This window comes from Streptococcus sp. 5346 (assembly GCF_013277455.1).
Lineage (GTDB): Bacteria > Bacillota > Bacilli > Lactobacillales > Streptococcaceae > Streptococcus.
Window position 1 is genome coordinate 228,012 of record NZ_VMMY01000002.1, and the last position, 14,838, is coordinate 242,849.

14 protein-coding genes are annotated in these 14,838 nt (G+C 37.6%); 7 read left to right on the forward strand and 7 right to left on the reverse strand.

The window, feature by feature from the left end:
- Positions 1–31: 31 nt before the first annotated feature.
- The 7 genes from HT732_RS02115 to HT732_RS02145 all read left to right on the forward strand — a co-directional run bounded on the left by HT732_RS02115 (position 32) and on the right by HT732_RS02145 (position 8,688).
- On the forward strand, positions 32–808 hold the full coding sequence (locus tag HT732_RS02115) for a glycyl-radical enzyme activating protein (protein WP_000406173.1): 777 nt from the start codon (positions 32–34) through the stop codon (positions 806–808).
- 174 nt (positions 809–982) lie between these two features.
- Positions 983–2,632: a histidine kinase gene (locus tag HT732_RS02120; RefSeq protein ID WP_173253804.1), complete on the forward strand. Its 1,650-nt coding sequence runs from the start codon at positions 983–985 to the stop codon at positions 2,630–2,632.
- Entirely contained in the window at positions 2,625–3,395 is a 771-nt protein-coding gene (locus tag HT732_RS02125; protein ID WP_173253805.1) for a response regulator, read from the forward strand. The genes HT732_RS02120 and HT732_RS02125 overlap by 8 nt, the downstream gene beginning before the upstream one ends.
- Positions 3,396–3,687: 292 nt before the next feature.
- Positions 3,688–4,728 carry an ABC transporter substrate-binding protein gene (locus tag HT732_RS02130; protein ID WP_173253806.1) on the forward strand — a complete coding sequence of 347 codons (1,041 nt, stop codon included), beginning with the start codon at positions 3,688–3,690 and terminating at the stop codon, positions 4,726–4,728.
- A 161-nt stretch (positions 4,729–4,889) separates the two neighbouring features.
- Complete coding sequence (locus HT732_RS02135) at positions 4,890–5,936, forward strand: ABC transporter substrate-binding protein (protein ID WP_033680805.1); 1,047 nt, start codon at positions 4,890–4,892, stop codon at positions 5,934–5,936.
- 12 nt (positions 5,937–5,948) lie between these two features.
- Positions 5,949–7,040, forward strand: a complete 1,092-nt coding sequence (locus HT732_RS02140) for an ABC transporter ATP-binding protein (RefSeq protein WP_050244596.1) — start codon at positions 5,949–5,951, stop codon at positions 7,038–7,040.
- Complete coding sequence (locus HT732_RS02145) at positions 7,030–8,688, forward strand: iron ABC transporter permease (protein ID WP_173253807.1); 1,659 nt, start codon at positions 7,030–7,032, stop codon at positions 8,686–8,688. The genes HT732_RS02140 and HT732_RS02145 overlap by 11 nt, the downstream gene beginning before the upstream one ends.
- 102 nt (positions 8,689–8,790) lie before the next feature.
- Here the strand turns inward: HT732_RS02145 and HT732_RS02150 are convergent, their stop codons facing one another.
- From HT732_RS02150 to rpsK, 7 genes are all read right to left on the reverse strand, one after another.
- Positions 8,791–9,483 (reverse strand): histidine phosphatase family protein, encoded by a 693-nt coding sequence (locus HT732_RS02150; RefSeq protein WP_173253808.1) that lies wholly within the window; start codon positions 9,481–9,483, stop codon positions 8,791–8,793.
- 232 nt (positions 9,484–9,715) lie between these two features.
- Positions 9,716–11,182, reverse strand: coding sequence for an N-acetylmuramoyl-L-alanine amidase family protein (locus HT732_RS02155; RefSeq protein WP_173253809.1), 1,467 nt, complete (start codon positions 11,180–11,182; stop codon positions 9,716–9,718).
- A 17-nt stretch (positions 11,183–11,199) separates the two neighbouring features.
- Positions 11,200–12,537: a PFL family protein gene (locus HT732_RS02160; RefSeq protein ID WP_173253810.1), complete on the reverse strand. Its 1,338-nt coding sequence runs from the start codon at positions 12,535–12,537 to the stop codon at positions 11,200–11,202.
- A 9-nt stretch (positions 12,538–12,546) separates the two neighbouring features.
- Positions 12,547–12,813: an ACT domain-containing protein gene (locus HT732_RS02165; protein ID WP_173253811.1), complete on the reverse strand. Its 267-nt coding sequence runs from the start codon at positions 12,811–12,813 to the stop codon at positions 12,547–12,549.
- A 264-nt stretch (positions 12,814–13,077) separates the two neighbouring features.
- The gene (gene rplQ / locus HT732_RS02170) at positions 13,078–13,464 is read right to left on the reverse strand and encodes a 50S ribosomal protein L17 (protein ID WP_000331493.1); all 387 of its coding nucleotides are present in this window, start codon (positions 13,462–13,464) and stop codon (positions 13,078–13,080) included.
- Positions 13,465–13,475: 11 nt separating this feature from the next.
- Positions 13,476–14,411 carry a DNA-directed RNA polymerase subunit alpha gene (locus tag HT732_RS02175; RefSeq protein WP_000568988.1) on the reverse strand — a complete coding sequence of 312 codons (936 nt, stop codon included), beginning with the start codon at positions 14,409–14,411 and terminating at the stop codon, positions 13,476–13,478.
- Between the two features lie 42 nt (positions 14,412–14,453).
- The gene (rpsK, locus tag HT732_RS02180) at positions 14,454–14,837 is read right to left on the reverse strand and encodes a 30S ribosomal protein S11 (protein ID WP_001118385.1); all 384 of its coding nucleotides are present in this window, start codon (positions 14,835–14,837) and stop codon (positions 14,454–14,456) included.
- Position 14,838 lies beyond the last annotated feature (1 nt).

Genomic DNA, 14,838 nt, shown 5'->3' on the forward strand with positions numbered 1-14,838 from the left:
TAGGATAGAATTATAAAGAGGAGGAACTCTTATGGAAATATCTAAAGGAATTATTTTTAATATTCAACACTTTTCAATTCATGACGGTCCGGGTATTCGTACAACTGTTTTTTTAAAAGGATGTCCTCTGCGCTGTCCATGGTGTTCTAATCCCGAATCTCAAAGAATGAAACCTGAAAAAATGAAAGATGCTCAACGAGAAAAATTCACTTTAGTAGGTGAAGAAAAAACTGTAGAAGAAATTATTACAGAGGTATTAAAAGATAAAGAATTTTACGAAGAATCCGGTGGAGGTTTAACTTTATCAGGGGGTGAAATATTTGCTCAGTTTGAATTTGCTAAAGCCATCTTAAAGTCAGCTAAAGAACATCACATACACACTGCCATTGAAACTACTGCCTTTGTTGATCATGAAAAATTTGTTGATTTAATCCAATATGTGGATTTTATCTACACAGACCTAAAACATTATAATTCTATAAAACATAAAAAAGTGACTGGGGTTTTTAATCAAATGATTATTAAAAACATTCATTATGCTTTTTCTCAACATAAAACTATCGTTTTAAGAATCCCGGTTATTCCTGATTTTAACAATAGTTTAGAGGATGCAGAAGAATTCGCTACTCTATTTAACTCATTAAATATCGACCAAGTTCAACTACTCCCTTTTCATCAATTTGGTGAAAACAAATATCGTTTATTAAATCGGAAATATGAAATGGATGGAGTCAACGCACTTCATCCCGAAGATCTTATTGATTATCAAAAGGTATTTCTGAACCATCATATTAATTGTTATTTCTAGTTTATTTCCTTGAAATGCTTTAGCTATTTGCAGACAACAAGCATCTATAATACATACTTAACATTTCAAAAGGTTTAGCTAAAAAATTTTAGCCAAACCTTTTCTATTTTACCTTGCTCTAGAATTTTTAAACTGCTATACTTATAACAGAAAACCCTTCCAAGGAGGTAGCGGATGTCTCATTCCTTTAAAAAATCTCTCCAAAAAGAAATTCTCCATAGAAGCTCTATCGCAGCCTTTGTGACCTCACTCTTACTACTCATTTTACTTTTTGGTTTTTCCTATTTTTTACAAAAGCAACAACTCTCCAAAGACACGAGACAGATTGTCAAACAGGTTCAAGAAATGAAAGAAGCAAATAATGAGCTCCTGACTACTATGAACCATAAAATGATTCTTGGATTTTTGGACGGCAAACACACAGAGAGAGAAGTCTTTAGCTTATTTTATGAGACAAAAGCTAAATTAAAGCTTAGTTCTGACCTCATTATTCTAAGCGATACAGGTGAATTACTATTTAGTACCAATCGAAATCATCAAGAAAGTATTTTATCACCCTACTATCTAAAACTACTCATTCAAAATCCTTCTCAGGATAAAGTTACAGAAAAAATTGCACTCTCTTCAGATAAGCAACATTACACACTCTTTATCAAACCACTACTTCAAAACCAACGAGTTAAGGCCTATACTATTGCTTTCGTAAATGAGAATGATTTCATTTCAAGTTTCCCAATGATCAATTCCAAATACATCATTACCGATAGCTTTGGAAATATGTTTTCCAACAATACAAATCAGTTTACTCGTTCCACTCTTGAAAAATTGGATGAAAAACTCCTACACTCTCGCACCCACTGGTATGCGAATGAACCGCTTATTGTTCAAAAAGAAAAAGTCGGTACTATTTTTTCAATCTATACTTTTCAATCCTTCTTTCCCATTCCTAGCTTACTTGGTCTAGCCTCCGTCCTCACCTTATGTATATTCTTCCTCTACTTCTGGCAAGCGAGACGAATTGCTCATAAGATTGCTACACACAATGCTGTTCCTATTGAAAGTTTGGTTTATCAACTTCAAGAAATTCCCAAACAAGCAGAAAAAAGGCTTTCTCTACAAACAGGTGATGAGTTTGAGTTTATGGCAGAAAAAATCAACAATATGTTGTACGAATTAGATCAACTTCATCAAAAAATGTTGACCATAGAAAAAGAAAAGTGGATTTTTGAAAGAAAAATGCTGGAAGCTCAGTTCAATCCTCATTTTCTCTACAATACACTTGAGACGATTAAAATCACTTCTTTAATGGATGCCGCTCTCACACAAGACCTGATTCAAAATCTCACGCGCATTCTTCGCTACAGTATCACCGATTTAGAAAAAGAAACAACCATTTGCCAAGATTTAAAGATTATAGAGGATTACCTTATTATTCATAAGATTCGTTTCGAGCACTTTTCCTATGATATTGTCTGCCCAGAAACTGTTGATAATCAGCCTATTCCTAAACTTTTCTTGCTTCCTCTAGTAGAAAATGCTATAAAATATGGGATGCAATACCGTATTGATCTTCATATTGATATCCAAATTACCTTGGAATCAGATTCTCTAACTTTTTTAGTCAAGGATAATGCTGGAGGACTCACAAAACGAGAGCGACTCGCTATTTTAGACTCTTTAGAAAGCCCTCATACCCAGCATGGCATCGTTAACAGCTATAAACGATTGAGCAATTTCTTTTCTGATGTCCAGCTAGATTTAGGAGTCAATCGCCAAGGAGAAACTTGGGTCAAATTTATAACGAAAGGACTAACTCATGTTTAAGCTCATTATCGTAGAGGATGAACACCTCATCCGAAAATGGCTAGAAATTGCCGTAGACTACTCTGCCTTAGGTATCCAAGTCGTAGGAACTGCCAGTCACGGTCAAGAGGGAATGAAACTCATCCAAGAAAAAGAACCTCATATTGTCTTAACAGACATCACAATGCCAATTATGGATGCTTTTATGATGTTCGAAGCCACTCGTACCCTTTCTTATGAAAAAGTTATCTTATCAGGTTATAACGATTTTCAAAATGCCAAAAAAGCCATGCAATATGGAGCAGTTGATTTCTTATCCAAACCAATTGATATCAAGGAGTTGACAGAATGTCTTCAAAAAATTGTTTTGCGATTACGAGTTAGCACTCGTCAAGAAACTCCTTTTTTAGAAGAATATCAAACTTTACTCACCTCTATCCAACAAATTGATACACAAAACCAAATCATTCAGCAAATTCTTGAATTTGTTCATCAACACTACTGTATGCACTTTACCATTTCTACCATTGCAGAGAATCTAGGATATAGTGAAAGTTATCTATATAAGGTTATCAAAGAAGACTTCCCAATGACGCTAAATGAATATATCTTACGCTACCGCCTCAAGCAAGCTATAGATAAAATGGCTGAGTCCCCTAATTCTCCCTTAAGCGATATCTCTGAACAAGTTGGATTTTCAGACTATAAATATTTTGCCAAAGTTTTTAAAAAATATCTCCATATTTCTCCAAAAGAATTAAAACTTATGGATAAAAATCATTGATGTAAAAGGATTGCTCAACTCTAGCAATCTTTTTATTTTGTACTTTTACCCAATAAAAATCAAAGTGCTAACTACTCAAATCATAGCTTTGAGATCACAGATAAAGTGACGTGTTTTGAAGAGTATTACCATCAAAATCTCATCTACAATTCACCCATCCTTGCTCGAGATACCCATTTCCTATTTCCCGTTTTAGATTTCTTTAAGGTTTTTATTATATCCTGTAGAACTCTACAATTTAAAGACATTAACAATCTAGGTAGAGAAAATGTTCGTAAAAAAGGAGATACTTATGAAAAAAATACTATTCTTTCTCTCTTGTGGCTGGATATTCCTTTCTTTATCAGGATGTTCTTCACCTATAGAAGCGGAAACTAGCACTGAAAAAGATTCAGATAACACTTTGGTTGTCTACTCACCTAACCCTGAAGACCTTATCGAAGAAACAATCCCAGCCTTCGAAGAAAAATATGGTATTAAGGTTGATTTAGTACAAGCCAGCACTGGTGAATTGTTCAAAAAAGCTGAGGCCGAAAAAGAATCCCCTGTAGCTGATGTCATTTTCGGAGGCTCCTACGCCCTCTTCTCTTCTAACGAAAATCTTTTTGAACCTTATATTTCCCAAGAAAACGACCAGATAATCCCTGAATATCAAAATAAAACAGGATTCTACACACCTTACACACTGGATGTCAGTGTTATCATTGCCAATTCATCCCTTACAAAAGATATTAAAATTGAAGGCTACAATGATCTACTCAATCCTAAATTAAAAGGAAAAATTGCTACTGCTGATCCAAGTAATGCTTCTAGTGCCTTTGCTCAATTAACAAACATGCTTGTAGACCAAGGTGGATACGAAAATGAACAAGCTTGGACCTATGTAAAAAATCTATTTACCCTAGTAGATGGAAAGATTGCATCTAGTTCTTCAAATGTTTACAAAGCTGTCGCCGATGGGGAAATGGCTGTTGGACTCACCTATGAAGATCCTGCTTTAAAACTCTTAAATGATGGGGTTGATGTAAAAGTCATTTATCCAAAAGAAGGAACCGTCTTTTTACCTGGTAACGCAGCTATCGTCAAAAATGCCAAACACATGGAAAACGCTAAGAAATTTATCGATTTCCTCCTTTCTCAAGAAATCCAAGATAAGCTAGGAACTGAAACAACAATCAGACCCATTCGTAAAAATGCTAAAACCAATAAAAATATGAAGGCTATGACAGAAATCAATATTGCCACTGAAGATTCCGATTATGTCATTAAAAACAAATCCGCCATTCTTAAAAAGTACAATGACATTTTTACAGATATCCAATCTAAAAAATAAAATTTGACTTTCCAATGATTAACTGTCAAACCCTGCTATAAAATCAAAAAAATTACTTCCGTTTTGTAGAGAATTTTACTCTAATAGAATAGAATTATCGGTTTTAAAAACGCTTACATTGTTTTAAAATAAACTTAAATAACACAACGGAGGTATCCATCATGAAAAAGAAATGGATGTATTATGCTGCTTGCGGACTAGCTCTTTTTGGTCTTGCTGCTTGTTCTTCTAATGAATCTGCCGATGGCGGTTCATCTGATAAAGGAGACGGCGGTTCGCTAGTCGTTTATTCACCAAACTCAGAGGGCTTAATCGGAGCAACTATTCCTGCCTTTGAAGAAAAATATGGTATCAAAGTAGAACTGATTCAAGCTGGTACTGGAGAACTTTTCAAAAAACTAGAGTCAGAAAAAGAAGCTCCTGTAGCTGATGTCATCTTTGGTGGTTCTTATACACAATATGCTACCCACGGAGAACTCTTTGAAAACTATACTTCAAAAGAAAATGATAATGTTATCAAAGAATATCAAAACACAACTGGCTACTCTACTCCTTATACACTAGATGGTAGTGTTTTAATCGTCAATCCTGATTTAACGAAAGGCATGAACATCGAAGGATATAGCGACCTTCTCAAACCTGAACTAAAAGGAAAAATCGCAACTGCTGACCCAGCAAACTCTTCTAGTGCCTTTGCTCAATTAACTAATATGCTACAAGCACAAGGTGGCTACAAAGATGATAAAGCTTGGGGCTATGTAAAAGATCTCTTCACACTTATTGATGGTAAAATCGGTTCAAGCTCATCTGGTGTCTATAAAGCAGTCGCTGACGGAGAAATGGCTGTTGGTCTCTCTTATGAAGATCCAGCAGTTAAACTCTTAAATGACGGAGCTAATATCAAGGTAGTCTATCCAAAAGAAGGAACCGTCTTCCTACCTGCTAGTGCTGCTATCGTTAAAAAAGCTAAAAATATGGAAAATGCCAAGAAATTTATCGATTTTATTATCTCTCAAGAAGTACAAGATACACTTGGCACAACCACTACTAACCGTCCTGTTCGTAAAAATGCTAAAACAAGCGAAAACATGAAACCAATTGACAAAATCAAAACACTCACTGAAGATTATGATTATGTCATCAAGAATAAATCAGATATCGTTAAGAAATACAACGAAGTCTTTACAGATATCCAATCTAAACAGTAAAAGAGGTTCACTATGAGTGAGATCAAAATTATTAACGCCAAAAAAATCTACCACGATGTCCCTGTTATTGAGAATTTGAACATTACAATTCCAAAAGGAAGTCTCTTTACCCTTCTTGGACCTTCAGGATGTGGGAAAACGACCCTTCTTCGTATGATTGCAGGTTTCAACAGTATCGAAGGCGGAGAATTTTACTTCGATGATACAAAAATCAATAATATGGAACCCAGCAAACGCAATATCGGGATGGTTTTTCAAAACTACGCTATTTTCCCACATTTGACTGTTCGAGATAATGTTGCTTTTGGTCTTAAGCAAAAGAAGGTTCCAAAAGAAGAATTGATTCAACAGACCAACAAGTATCTTGAACTCATGCAAATTGCTCAATATGCGGATCGAAAGCCCGATAAACTCAGTGGTGGACAACAACAACGTGTCGCCTTGGCACGTGCCTTAGCTGTTAATCCAAGTGTTCTCCTCATGGACGAGCCACTTAGTAACCTAGATGCCAAACTTCGCTTGGATATGCGTCAAGCTATTCGAGAAATCCAACACGAAGTAGGAATTACAACCGTTTATGTGACCCACGACCAAGAAGAAGCTATGGCTATTTCAGATCAAATTGCTGTTATGAAAGATGGGGTCATTCAACAAATCGGTCGGCCAAAAGAACTCTATCATAAACCAGCTAATGAGTTTGTAGCAACCTTTATCGGACGCACAAATATTATCCCTGCTAATCTTGAAAAACGGAGCGACGGCGCTTATATCGTTTTTTCAGATGGCTATGCTCTTCGAATGCCAGCTCTTGATCAGGCTGAAGCACAAGCTATTCATGTAAGTATTCGTCCTGAAGAGTTTATCAAAGATGAATCTGGAGATATTGAAGGAATTATTAGCGATAGCGTCTATCTTGGACTGAATACGGAATATTTCATCGAGACAGGCTTTGCCTCAAAAATTCAAGTTAGCGAAGAATCAACTTTTGAAGAAGATCTACAAAAAGGCGATCGTATTCGTCTACGAATCAATACTCAAAAATTAAACGTCTTTTCTGCAGATGGTTCCCAAAACCTGATAAAAGGAGTCAACCATGGAACGTAAAAAACTAAATATTTGGACAGCCTCCTCTTTCTTCATCTTTCTTACCTATCTTGTCTTTCTCGTTTATCCTATCGTTACCGTGCTCAAGCAAGCACTCATACATGAAGGACAACTCTCACTAGCTAATTTTGTCACTTTCTTTAGTAAAGCCTACTACTCTGAGACACTTGTCAACAGTTTCAAGGTTTCCATTACCGCTACTGTCACTTCCTTAGTCGTAGGAACCTTATTAGCTTATCTCTTCTCTATGTATGATTTCAAAGGAAAGAAATTTCTACAAATATTGATTATCATTGCTTCCATGTCAGCTCCTTTCGTGGGAGCCTACTCCTGGATTCTCTTGCTGGGGCGAAATGGGGTCATCACTAAATTTCTGACAAATACCCTTCATCTTCCAGCTATCGATATTTATGGATTCAAAGGAATTGTACTTGTCTTTACACTGCAACTATTCCCACTGGTATTTCTATACGTTGCTGGGACAATGAAAAGTATTGACAATTCTCTACTTGAAGCCGCTGAAAGCATGGGATCCTTCGGATTTAAACGTATCGTAACGGTTGTTTTGCCTCTCCTAGTTCCAACCTTACTAGCAGCTGCCCTACTTGTATTTATGAGAGCATTCTCAGACTTTGGAACGCCTATGTTGATTGGTGAAGGATACCGGACTTTCCCTGTCCTGATTTATACCCAATTTATTAGCGAGGTTGGAGGAAATTCTGCTTTTGCATCTGCTTTAGCAATTATGGCGATTATCATTGCCTTGGCGATTTTCCTTATCCAAAAATACATCTCAAACCGCTACAGTTTCAGTATGAATTCGCTCCATCCAATTGAGCCTAAAAAAACCACAAAAGGAAAAATGGCTGCCATTTATGCAACAGTCTACGGAATTATCTTGTTCTCTGTTCTACCTCAAGTCTACTTGATTTATACTTCTTTCCTAAAAACATCAGGTATGGTATTTGTCAAAGGCTATTCTCTAAACAGTTACAAGGTAGCTTTCAATCGTATGGGGTCTGCTATTTTCAATACCATTCGTATCCCTTTGATTGCCTTAGTCCTAGTTGTCCTATTCGCAACATTTATCTCCTACCTAGCCGTTAGAAAACGGAATTTGTTTACAAACTTGATTGACAGCCTCAGTATGGTCCCTTATATTGTACCAGGAACCGTTCTAGGGATTGCCTTCATTTCTTCTTTCAATACTGGTCTATTTGGAAGTGGATTTCTTATGATTACAGGAACTGCTTTCATCTTGATCATGTCCCTATCTGTCAGAAGATTACCTTATACTATTCGCTCATCTGTTGCTAGCTTGCAACAAATAGCACCAAGTATTGAAGAAGCTGCTGAAAGCTTAGGAAGTAGCCGTCTCAATACCTTTGCCAAGATTACAACTCCAATGATGCTATCTGGTATTATTTCTGGAGCCATCCTATCTTGGGTCACAATGATTTCAGAACTCTCTACTTCTATCCTCCTCTACAATGTCAAAACAAGAACAATGACTGTAGCCATTTATACAGAAGTTCTCAGAGGAAATTACGGTGTAGCCGCAGCCTTGTCAACTATCCTGACTGTTCTAACAGTAGGTTCCTTGCTCTTGTTTATGAAAATCTCTAAAAGCAATAGCATTACACTTTAGTTTTCCCCATCAAAAACAGCCGAAAGGATTAACCTCGGCTGTTTTTTCTTATCTTGATATTCCTATCAAATCCCTATTTCATAGCAAGCAAGTCTAAACTGATTAAATAGAGGCATCCTCCATCTTCTCCCGTCCTAGTTCTCGGTAACTACGGTCACCAACAACCTCAACGCTAAACTGGCCATCCTCATATTCAAGGATCGTCACGCTGCCATTATCTAGACCATGCGGATGCATGCCATTAATCAGATAAACAATGGTTCCAATGGTCATTCCGTGGCTGACAACAAGGGCGTTGCCGCCGCCTTGTTCTTCCATTTCTTTGGCAATCGCTTCAAAACCTTCTTTGATGCGGCCACTGAGTTTTTCCCAGCCTTCAGCCCAACCAGCTGTATCGACCTCTACCAAACCCTCAGCCAGTTCAGCATAAGACAATTGATGAACATGGTCCACATTAAAGATACGAGGAATAATGCCCATGAAAAGATCGCCATCGTAGGCTCCATCAAAACTACCGAAACACCATTCTCTGATACGCTTGTCCATGCGATAAGGGATTTTCCCCTGCAAGCCAAGTTCTTCAAGGATAATTCCCATTGTCTGAATGGTGCGCCCTGAATCACTGGAATAAGCGCGATCAAACTGTAGACCAGATTCTCGCAAACCGATTCCTAATTCTTGAATCCCTCGTTCACCTTCAGCTGTTAAAGGAGTATCGCTCCAACCTTGCGCGCGACCAATCGTGTTAAACATGGTCTTGCCGTGACGTACCAAATACAATCGTACTTTTACCATTTTCCGTCCTCCGTTTGTCTCTATTATATCATGGATGATAAAACAAAAGCCACCCATACAGGCGACTTTTGCAGGAGATTATTATGAAAAAGTTTAGGAGTTCTATTAAATAAAGATATTAGATGAAAATCAAATTCAAACTAAATCAGAGTTATCTGTTTCAAATAATATTAGGAGGTCTTTATTTAATGATTATAGTATACACATCCAACCTTAAATAGAACTTAAAAAATTATACCCATTCACCTTTTTCGTTTACTTTATAGCCGTTAATTGTCATATTTTTTGCCAATTTCCCATCAGCTAACAAGTAATACCACTTATCTCCATCCTTAATCCATTGGTTACGAGCGTACTTGCCGTCTTGGTTCAGATAATACCAGCTATCATACTGAGAATCAAATACCCACTCGCTCTTAGCCATGTAACCGCCACGTTTTAGGTAGTATTCGCCCTGCCAAGCTTTCTCCACATAACTACCAGTTGAATCTACATAAAACCAGCTCTTATAATCTTCATCATAAATCCATTCACTAGCAGCCATTGAAGCATCTGCTTTTAGATAATAACGCCCTACCCAACGGTTTCTTACAAGATTACCAGAAAGGTCATTATAGTACCATTTGCCAGACTCTTTAAACCACTTACTTGCTTGATAATCCTTCTTAGTCTCTCCATTAGCAGTAACGGTAGCTTGAGATGAAGTTCCATTAGAAACTGCTTGAATAGCTTCCTCTTTCGTAACCTTAGGCTTAACTTTGCCTTGGTAAACATCTTCGATACGCTTAGTAAAGACAGATAACTCTTCAGGGGATAGCATATTAACAATATCGGTTCCATTGTCAGGAATATATCCCCCAGAGTGTGTCCCAATTTTTGCTAGTCCCTCTTCTAATATGTCCTCAACATTATTCAATAAAGCGATCTTCTCAGATTTAGAAAGAGAGTCATCACTACTAATAGCTGTTTTCTCCATAAAAGCAACTGCTTTAATTTCTCTAATATTTTTCTCTCTAGGAAGTACGATATAGATATGAAAATCATTTGATGCAACATGAATCAAGGTTTTTAAATATTGATTGACTGTCATACTTCCATCTCTATCACTCTCAGGATAATATTGTTTAAAATCAATTGGAGATTCGATACTTCTTAACACATTTTCTTTTTCTCTTGCTGTATAATATTGGTTTTCCTTTATTTTAGGAATTAGTTTTTCCTTTTTCTTTAATATAATTAGCTCTAGAGCCTCTCTTTTAATTCTATAACTAGAATCAAAATTTGTGTTAATACGGTAACTCATAGAATCATGCAATCTATTTACAGCACCTTGAAAATCCTTTGAAGTCTCTAATGCTTCTTTTTCCACTCCTTCTATCTCTTCTAAAAAAGATTGGTATTCTTTATTAAGTCTTTCTATAGCATTATTCTTAATTGTTTTTATATCATCCTGAGAAAAAGAAAGGATGCTCCAGTCTACTTGATCCGCTTCATTTAATAGTTTTTCTTTATTCTTACTTAAAAACTCTTTATAAGATTTCTTAGCTTGCTCTACTTCATTTTTAAAAAATTCTAAAGTTACCTGAGTTACAGTTTCATGGCTTTCTTCTTGCGCATAAACTACTTGATTGACAAAAGTTGGAACTAGTAAAGTCGACAGTCCCAAAGCTACTAAAGCATGTTTCATTTCTTTTTTCATCATTTTCTCCTATTTTCTTAATTTTTAAAACTATGGATTGGTGCTGGGATTTGTCCACCGCGAGAGATGAAATCGACAGACGAAGCCCCATTGACCTTCATAACGGGTGCAGTACCTAATAGACCACCAAACTCAATCATGTCTCCTTCTTTTCCTTTAGGAATGATACGAACAGCTGTTGTTTTCATATTAATGACACCAATTGCAGCCTCATCCGCAATCATAGCCGCAATGGTTTCAGCAGGTGTATCCTCCGGAATGGCAATCATATCCAAACCAACGGAACAGATAGCCGTCATAGCTTCTAGTTTTTCCAAATTAAGAGAGCCATTTTGCACTGCAGCAATCATCCCCTCATCCTCAGAAACAGGGATAAAGGCACCAGACAAACCACCGACTTGGTTGCAGGCCATAACTCCGCCCTTCTTAACTTGGTCGTTCAAGAGAGCCAAGGCAGCCGTCGTCCCGTGTGTTCCAACTGTTTCTAGCCCCATTTCTTCAAGGACACGTGCAACAGAATCTCCAACCGCAGGAGTTGGCGCCAAACTCAAGTCCACAATACCAAATTCCACACCCAGTCTCTCACTGGCCATTTGACCAACCAATTGACCGATACGAGTGATTTTAAAGGCAGTTTTCTTAACTGTTTCGGCTACTACATCAAAGCTCTGTCCACGAACTTTTTCCAAGGCACGTTTCACCACACCAGGACCAGAAACTCCGACATTGATGATAACATCCGCTTCCCCAACACCATGGAAGGCACCAGCCATAAATGGATTGTCCTCAACAGCATTAGCAAATACAACCAACTTGGCCGCTCCCATATCTGATAGAGTTGCCGTTTCCTTAATAACTCGTCCCATATCTGCGACAGCCGTCATATTAATACCAGACTTGGTTGAGCCGATATTAACTGACGAGCAAACCTTATCCGTTTCAGCCAAAGCACGAGGAATAGAATTGATGAGAATCTCATCTCCCTTTTGATAACCCTTTTGTACCAAGGCAGAAAAACCACCAATAAAGTCCACACCAATCTCTTTCGCAGCCTTATCAAGCGCTTTTGCCAGAACCACGTAGTCCGTCGCATCTGTCGCTGCCCCTATCAAAGAAATAGGAGTCACCGATACACGCTTATTAACGATTGGAATTCCCAACTCAGCTGCAATTTCGTCACCAACAGCCACTAAATTAGCCGCCTTGGTCGTAATCTTTTGATAAATTTTCTCCGCAGCACGTTTGATATCCGGATCGATACAGTCCAAAAGGGAAATCCCCATGGTAATAGTTCTGATATCGAAGTTTTGCTCCTCAATCATGGAGATGGTTTCAGTAACTTGTCTAATATCCATGATAACCTCCTAGATATTATACATAGCTTCGAAAATCGCTGCACTCTGAATATTGATTTTCACATTCAAAGTTTGCCCAAAAGCTTCAAATTCATTACGAAGATAGGTAAAATCTTGCTTTTTATCACTAGAGACGACAGCCATCATCGTAAAAAATTCATCCAAAACAGTTTGAGAGATATCATCAATATTCAAACCCAATTCTGCAATTTTACCAGAAACACCTGCAACAATTCCAGATTTATCTTTACCAACAACAGTTATAATCGCTTTCATAAGCAAACTCCAATTCTTCTTTTAATAGGAAACCTGAACATTAAACAGGATTCTTTTCAAATAGTATAGCATAATTCTAACTAAAATACTCAAAAACGCCTGCTTACGAAGTTGTTCTTAGGAAAAAAACAATTTCGTAAACAAGCGTCCACTATCCCAACTTATGATGAGTGTTCCCGCTAGGACCGAAATCCTAGCGGTAGACCAGAGCTAGACTAAGAGCACAAGACTCCATCATCATAACACTCAACAAAATTGATGATTTTATACTAATTCGATGATCGCCATTGGCGCTGCATCACCACGACGTGGTTCAGTTTTAAGGATACGAGTGTATCCACCGTTACGTTCAGCATAACGAGGTGCGATCTCTGAGAACAATTTTTGAAGTGCTGTAGTAGAAGTGTACTTATCAGTTGCTTCATCATAGTTTTCAGATGCGATTTCATTACGTACGAAAGCAGCTGCTTGACGACGTGCATGCAAATCACCACGTTTACCTAGAGTAATCATTTTTTCAACAGTTTTACGGATTTCTTTAGCACGAGCTTCAGTTGTCACGATTGATTCGTTGATCAAAAGGTCAGTTGTCAAATCGCGAAGCATTGCTTTACGTTGTGAGCTAGTGCGTCCTAGTTTACGGTAAGCCATGTATTCCTCCTTTATTTATCTTTTAATCCAAGACCCAAATCAATGAGTTTGAGTTTCACTTCTTCCAAACTCTTGCGTCCAAGATTTCGTACTTTCATCATCTCTGCTTCAGATTTTTCTGTCAAATCATGCACAGTATTGATACCGGCACGCTTCAAACAGTTGTATGAACGCACAGACAAATCCAGTTCCTCAATCGTACGATCCAAAATACGGTCGTCAGATTCAGTATCAGCTTCTTTCATCACTTCAGTTGACTTAGCAATCTCAGTAAGATTTGTAAACAAATCAAGATGTTCTGTCAAAATACGTGCTGAAAGCCCTAAAGCATCTTCTGGAATAATTGTTCCATTTGTCAAGATTTCAAGGGTTAGTTTGTCAAATCCATCATTGCTACCTACACGAGCAGGTTCCACTTGATAGTTGACTTTTGTAACTGGTGTATAAATAGAATCTACAGCAAGTGTTCCAACTGGTGCATTATCTTTTTTATTTTCATCAGCAGGTACATATCCACGACCACTGTTAACAGTCATAGTCGCTTTTAGAGAAGAACCTTCACCGATTGTAAAGAGATAATGATCTGGATTTACAATTTCAATATCGCTATCTGTCAAAATGTCACCAGCTGTTACTTCAGCAGGGCCTTCAACATCTAGTTCGATGATTTTTTCGTCTTCAACGTACGATTTCACTGCAATTCCTTTAATGTTCAGAATGATTTGCATCACGTCTTCACGAACACCTGGAACTGTGTCAAACTCATGTAACACACCATCAATATTGATAGATGTCACAGCTGCTCCTGGTAGAGAAGCTAGAAGTACACGACGAAGAGAGTTACCAAGAGTTGTACCGTAGCCACGTTCAAGTGGTTCAATTACAAACTTGCCATAATCTTTATTTTCATCAATTTTTGTTATATTTGGTTTTTCAAACTCGATCATTTAGTTACTCCCTCTTAAACGAAAAGCAGTGTAATGCGATGATTATACACGGCGACGTTTTGGAGGACGAGCACCATTGTGTGGCACTGGAGTCACATCACGAATTGCTGTTACTTCAAGACCAGCGGCAGCAAGCGCACGAATAGCTGACTCACGACCAGAACCTGGACCTTTTACAGTAACTTCAACTGATTTAAGACCGTGTTCTTGTGCAGATTTAGCAGCAGCTTCAGAAGCCATTTGAGCAGCGAATGGTGTAGATTTACGAGAACCTTTGAAACCAAGAGCACCAGCTGATGACCAAGCAATTGCATTACCATGCACATCAGTAATCATAACAATAGTGTTATTAAATGTAGCGTGAATATGAGCAATACCAGATTCGATATTCTTTTTCACACGACGTTTACGTGTTGGTTTAGCCAAG

Bases quoted from the DNA above. Each gene is read 5' to 3' on its own strand.
- HT732_RS02160 (WP_173253810.1), bottom strand. From the start codon at position 12,537: ATGGATATTAGACAAGTTACTGAAACCATCTCCATGATTGAGGAGCAA.
- HT732_RS02120 (WP_173253804.1), top strand. From the start codon at position 983: ATGTCTCATTCCTTTAAAAAATCTCTCCAAAAAGAAATTCTCCATAGA.
- HT732_RS02145 (WP_173253807.1), top strand. From the start codon at position 7,030: ATGGAACGTAAAAAACTAAATATTTGGACAGCCTCCTCTTTCTTCATC.
- rplQ (WP_000331493.1), bottom strand. From the start codon at position 13,464: ATGGCTTACCGTAAACTAGGACGCACTAGCTCACAACGTAAAGCAATG.
- HT732_RS02140 (WP_050244596.1), top strand. From the start codon at position 5,949: ATGAGTGAGATCAAAATTATTAACGCCAAAAAAATCTACCACGATGTC.
- HT732_RS02165 (WP_173253811.1), bottom strand. From the start codon at position 12,813: ATGAAAGCGATTATAACTGTTGTTGGTAAAGATAAATCTGGAATTGTT.
- HT732_RS02150 (WP_173253808.1), bottom strand. From the start codon at position 9,483: ATGGTAAAAGTACGATTGTATTTGGTACGTCACGGCAAGACCATGTTT.
- HT732_RS02175 (WP_000568988.1), bottom strand. From the start codon at position 14,411: ATGATCGAGTTTGAAAAACCAAATATAACAAAAATTGATGAAAATAAA.
- HT732_RS02130 (WP_173253806.1), top strand. From the start codon at position 3,688: ATGAAAAAAATACTATTCTTTCTCTCTTGTGGCTGGATATTCCTTTCT.
- HT732_RS02115 (WP_000406173.1), top strand. From the start codon at position 32: ATGGAAATATCTAAAGGAATTATTTTTAATATTCAACACTTTTCAATT.
- HT732_RS02135 (WP_033680805.1), top strand. From the start codon at position 4,890: ATGAAAAAGAAATGGATGTATTATGCTGCTTGCGGACTAGCTCTTTTT.
- HT732_RS02155 (WP_173253809.1), bottom strand. From the start codon at position 11,182: ATGAAAAAAGAAATGAAACATGCTTTAGTAGCTTTGGGACTGTCGACT.
- HT732_RS02125 (WP_173253805.1), top strand. From the start codon at position 2,625: ATGTTTAAGCTCATTATCGTAGAGGATGAACACCTCATCCGAAAATGG.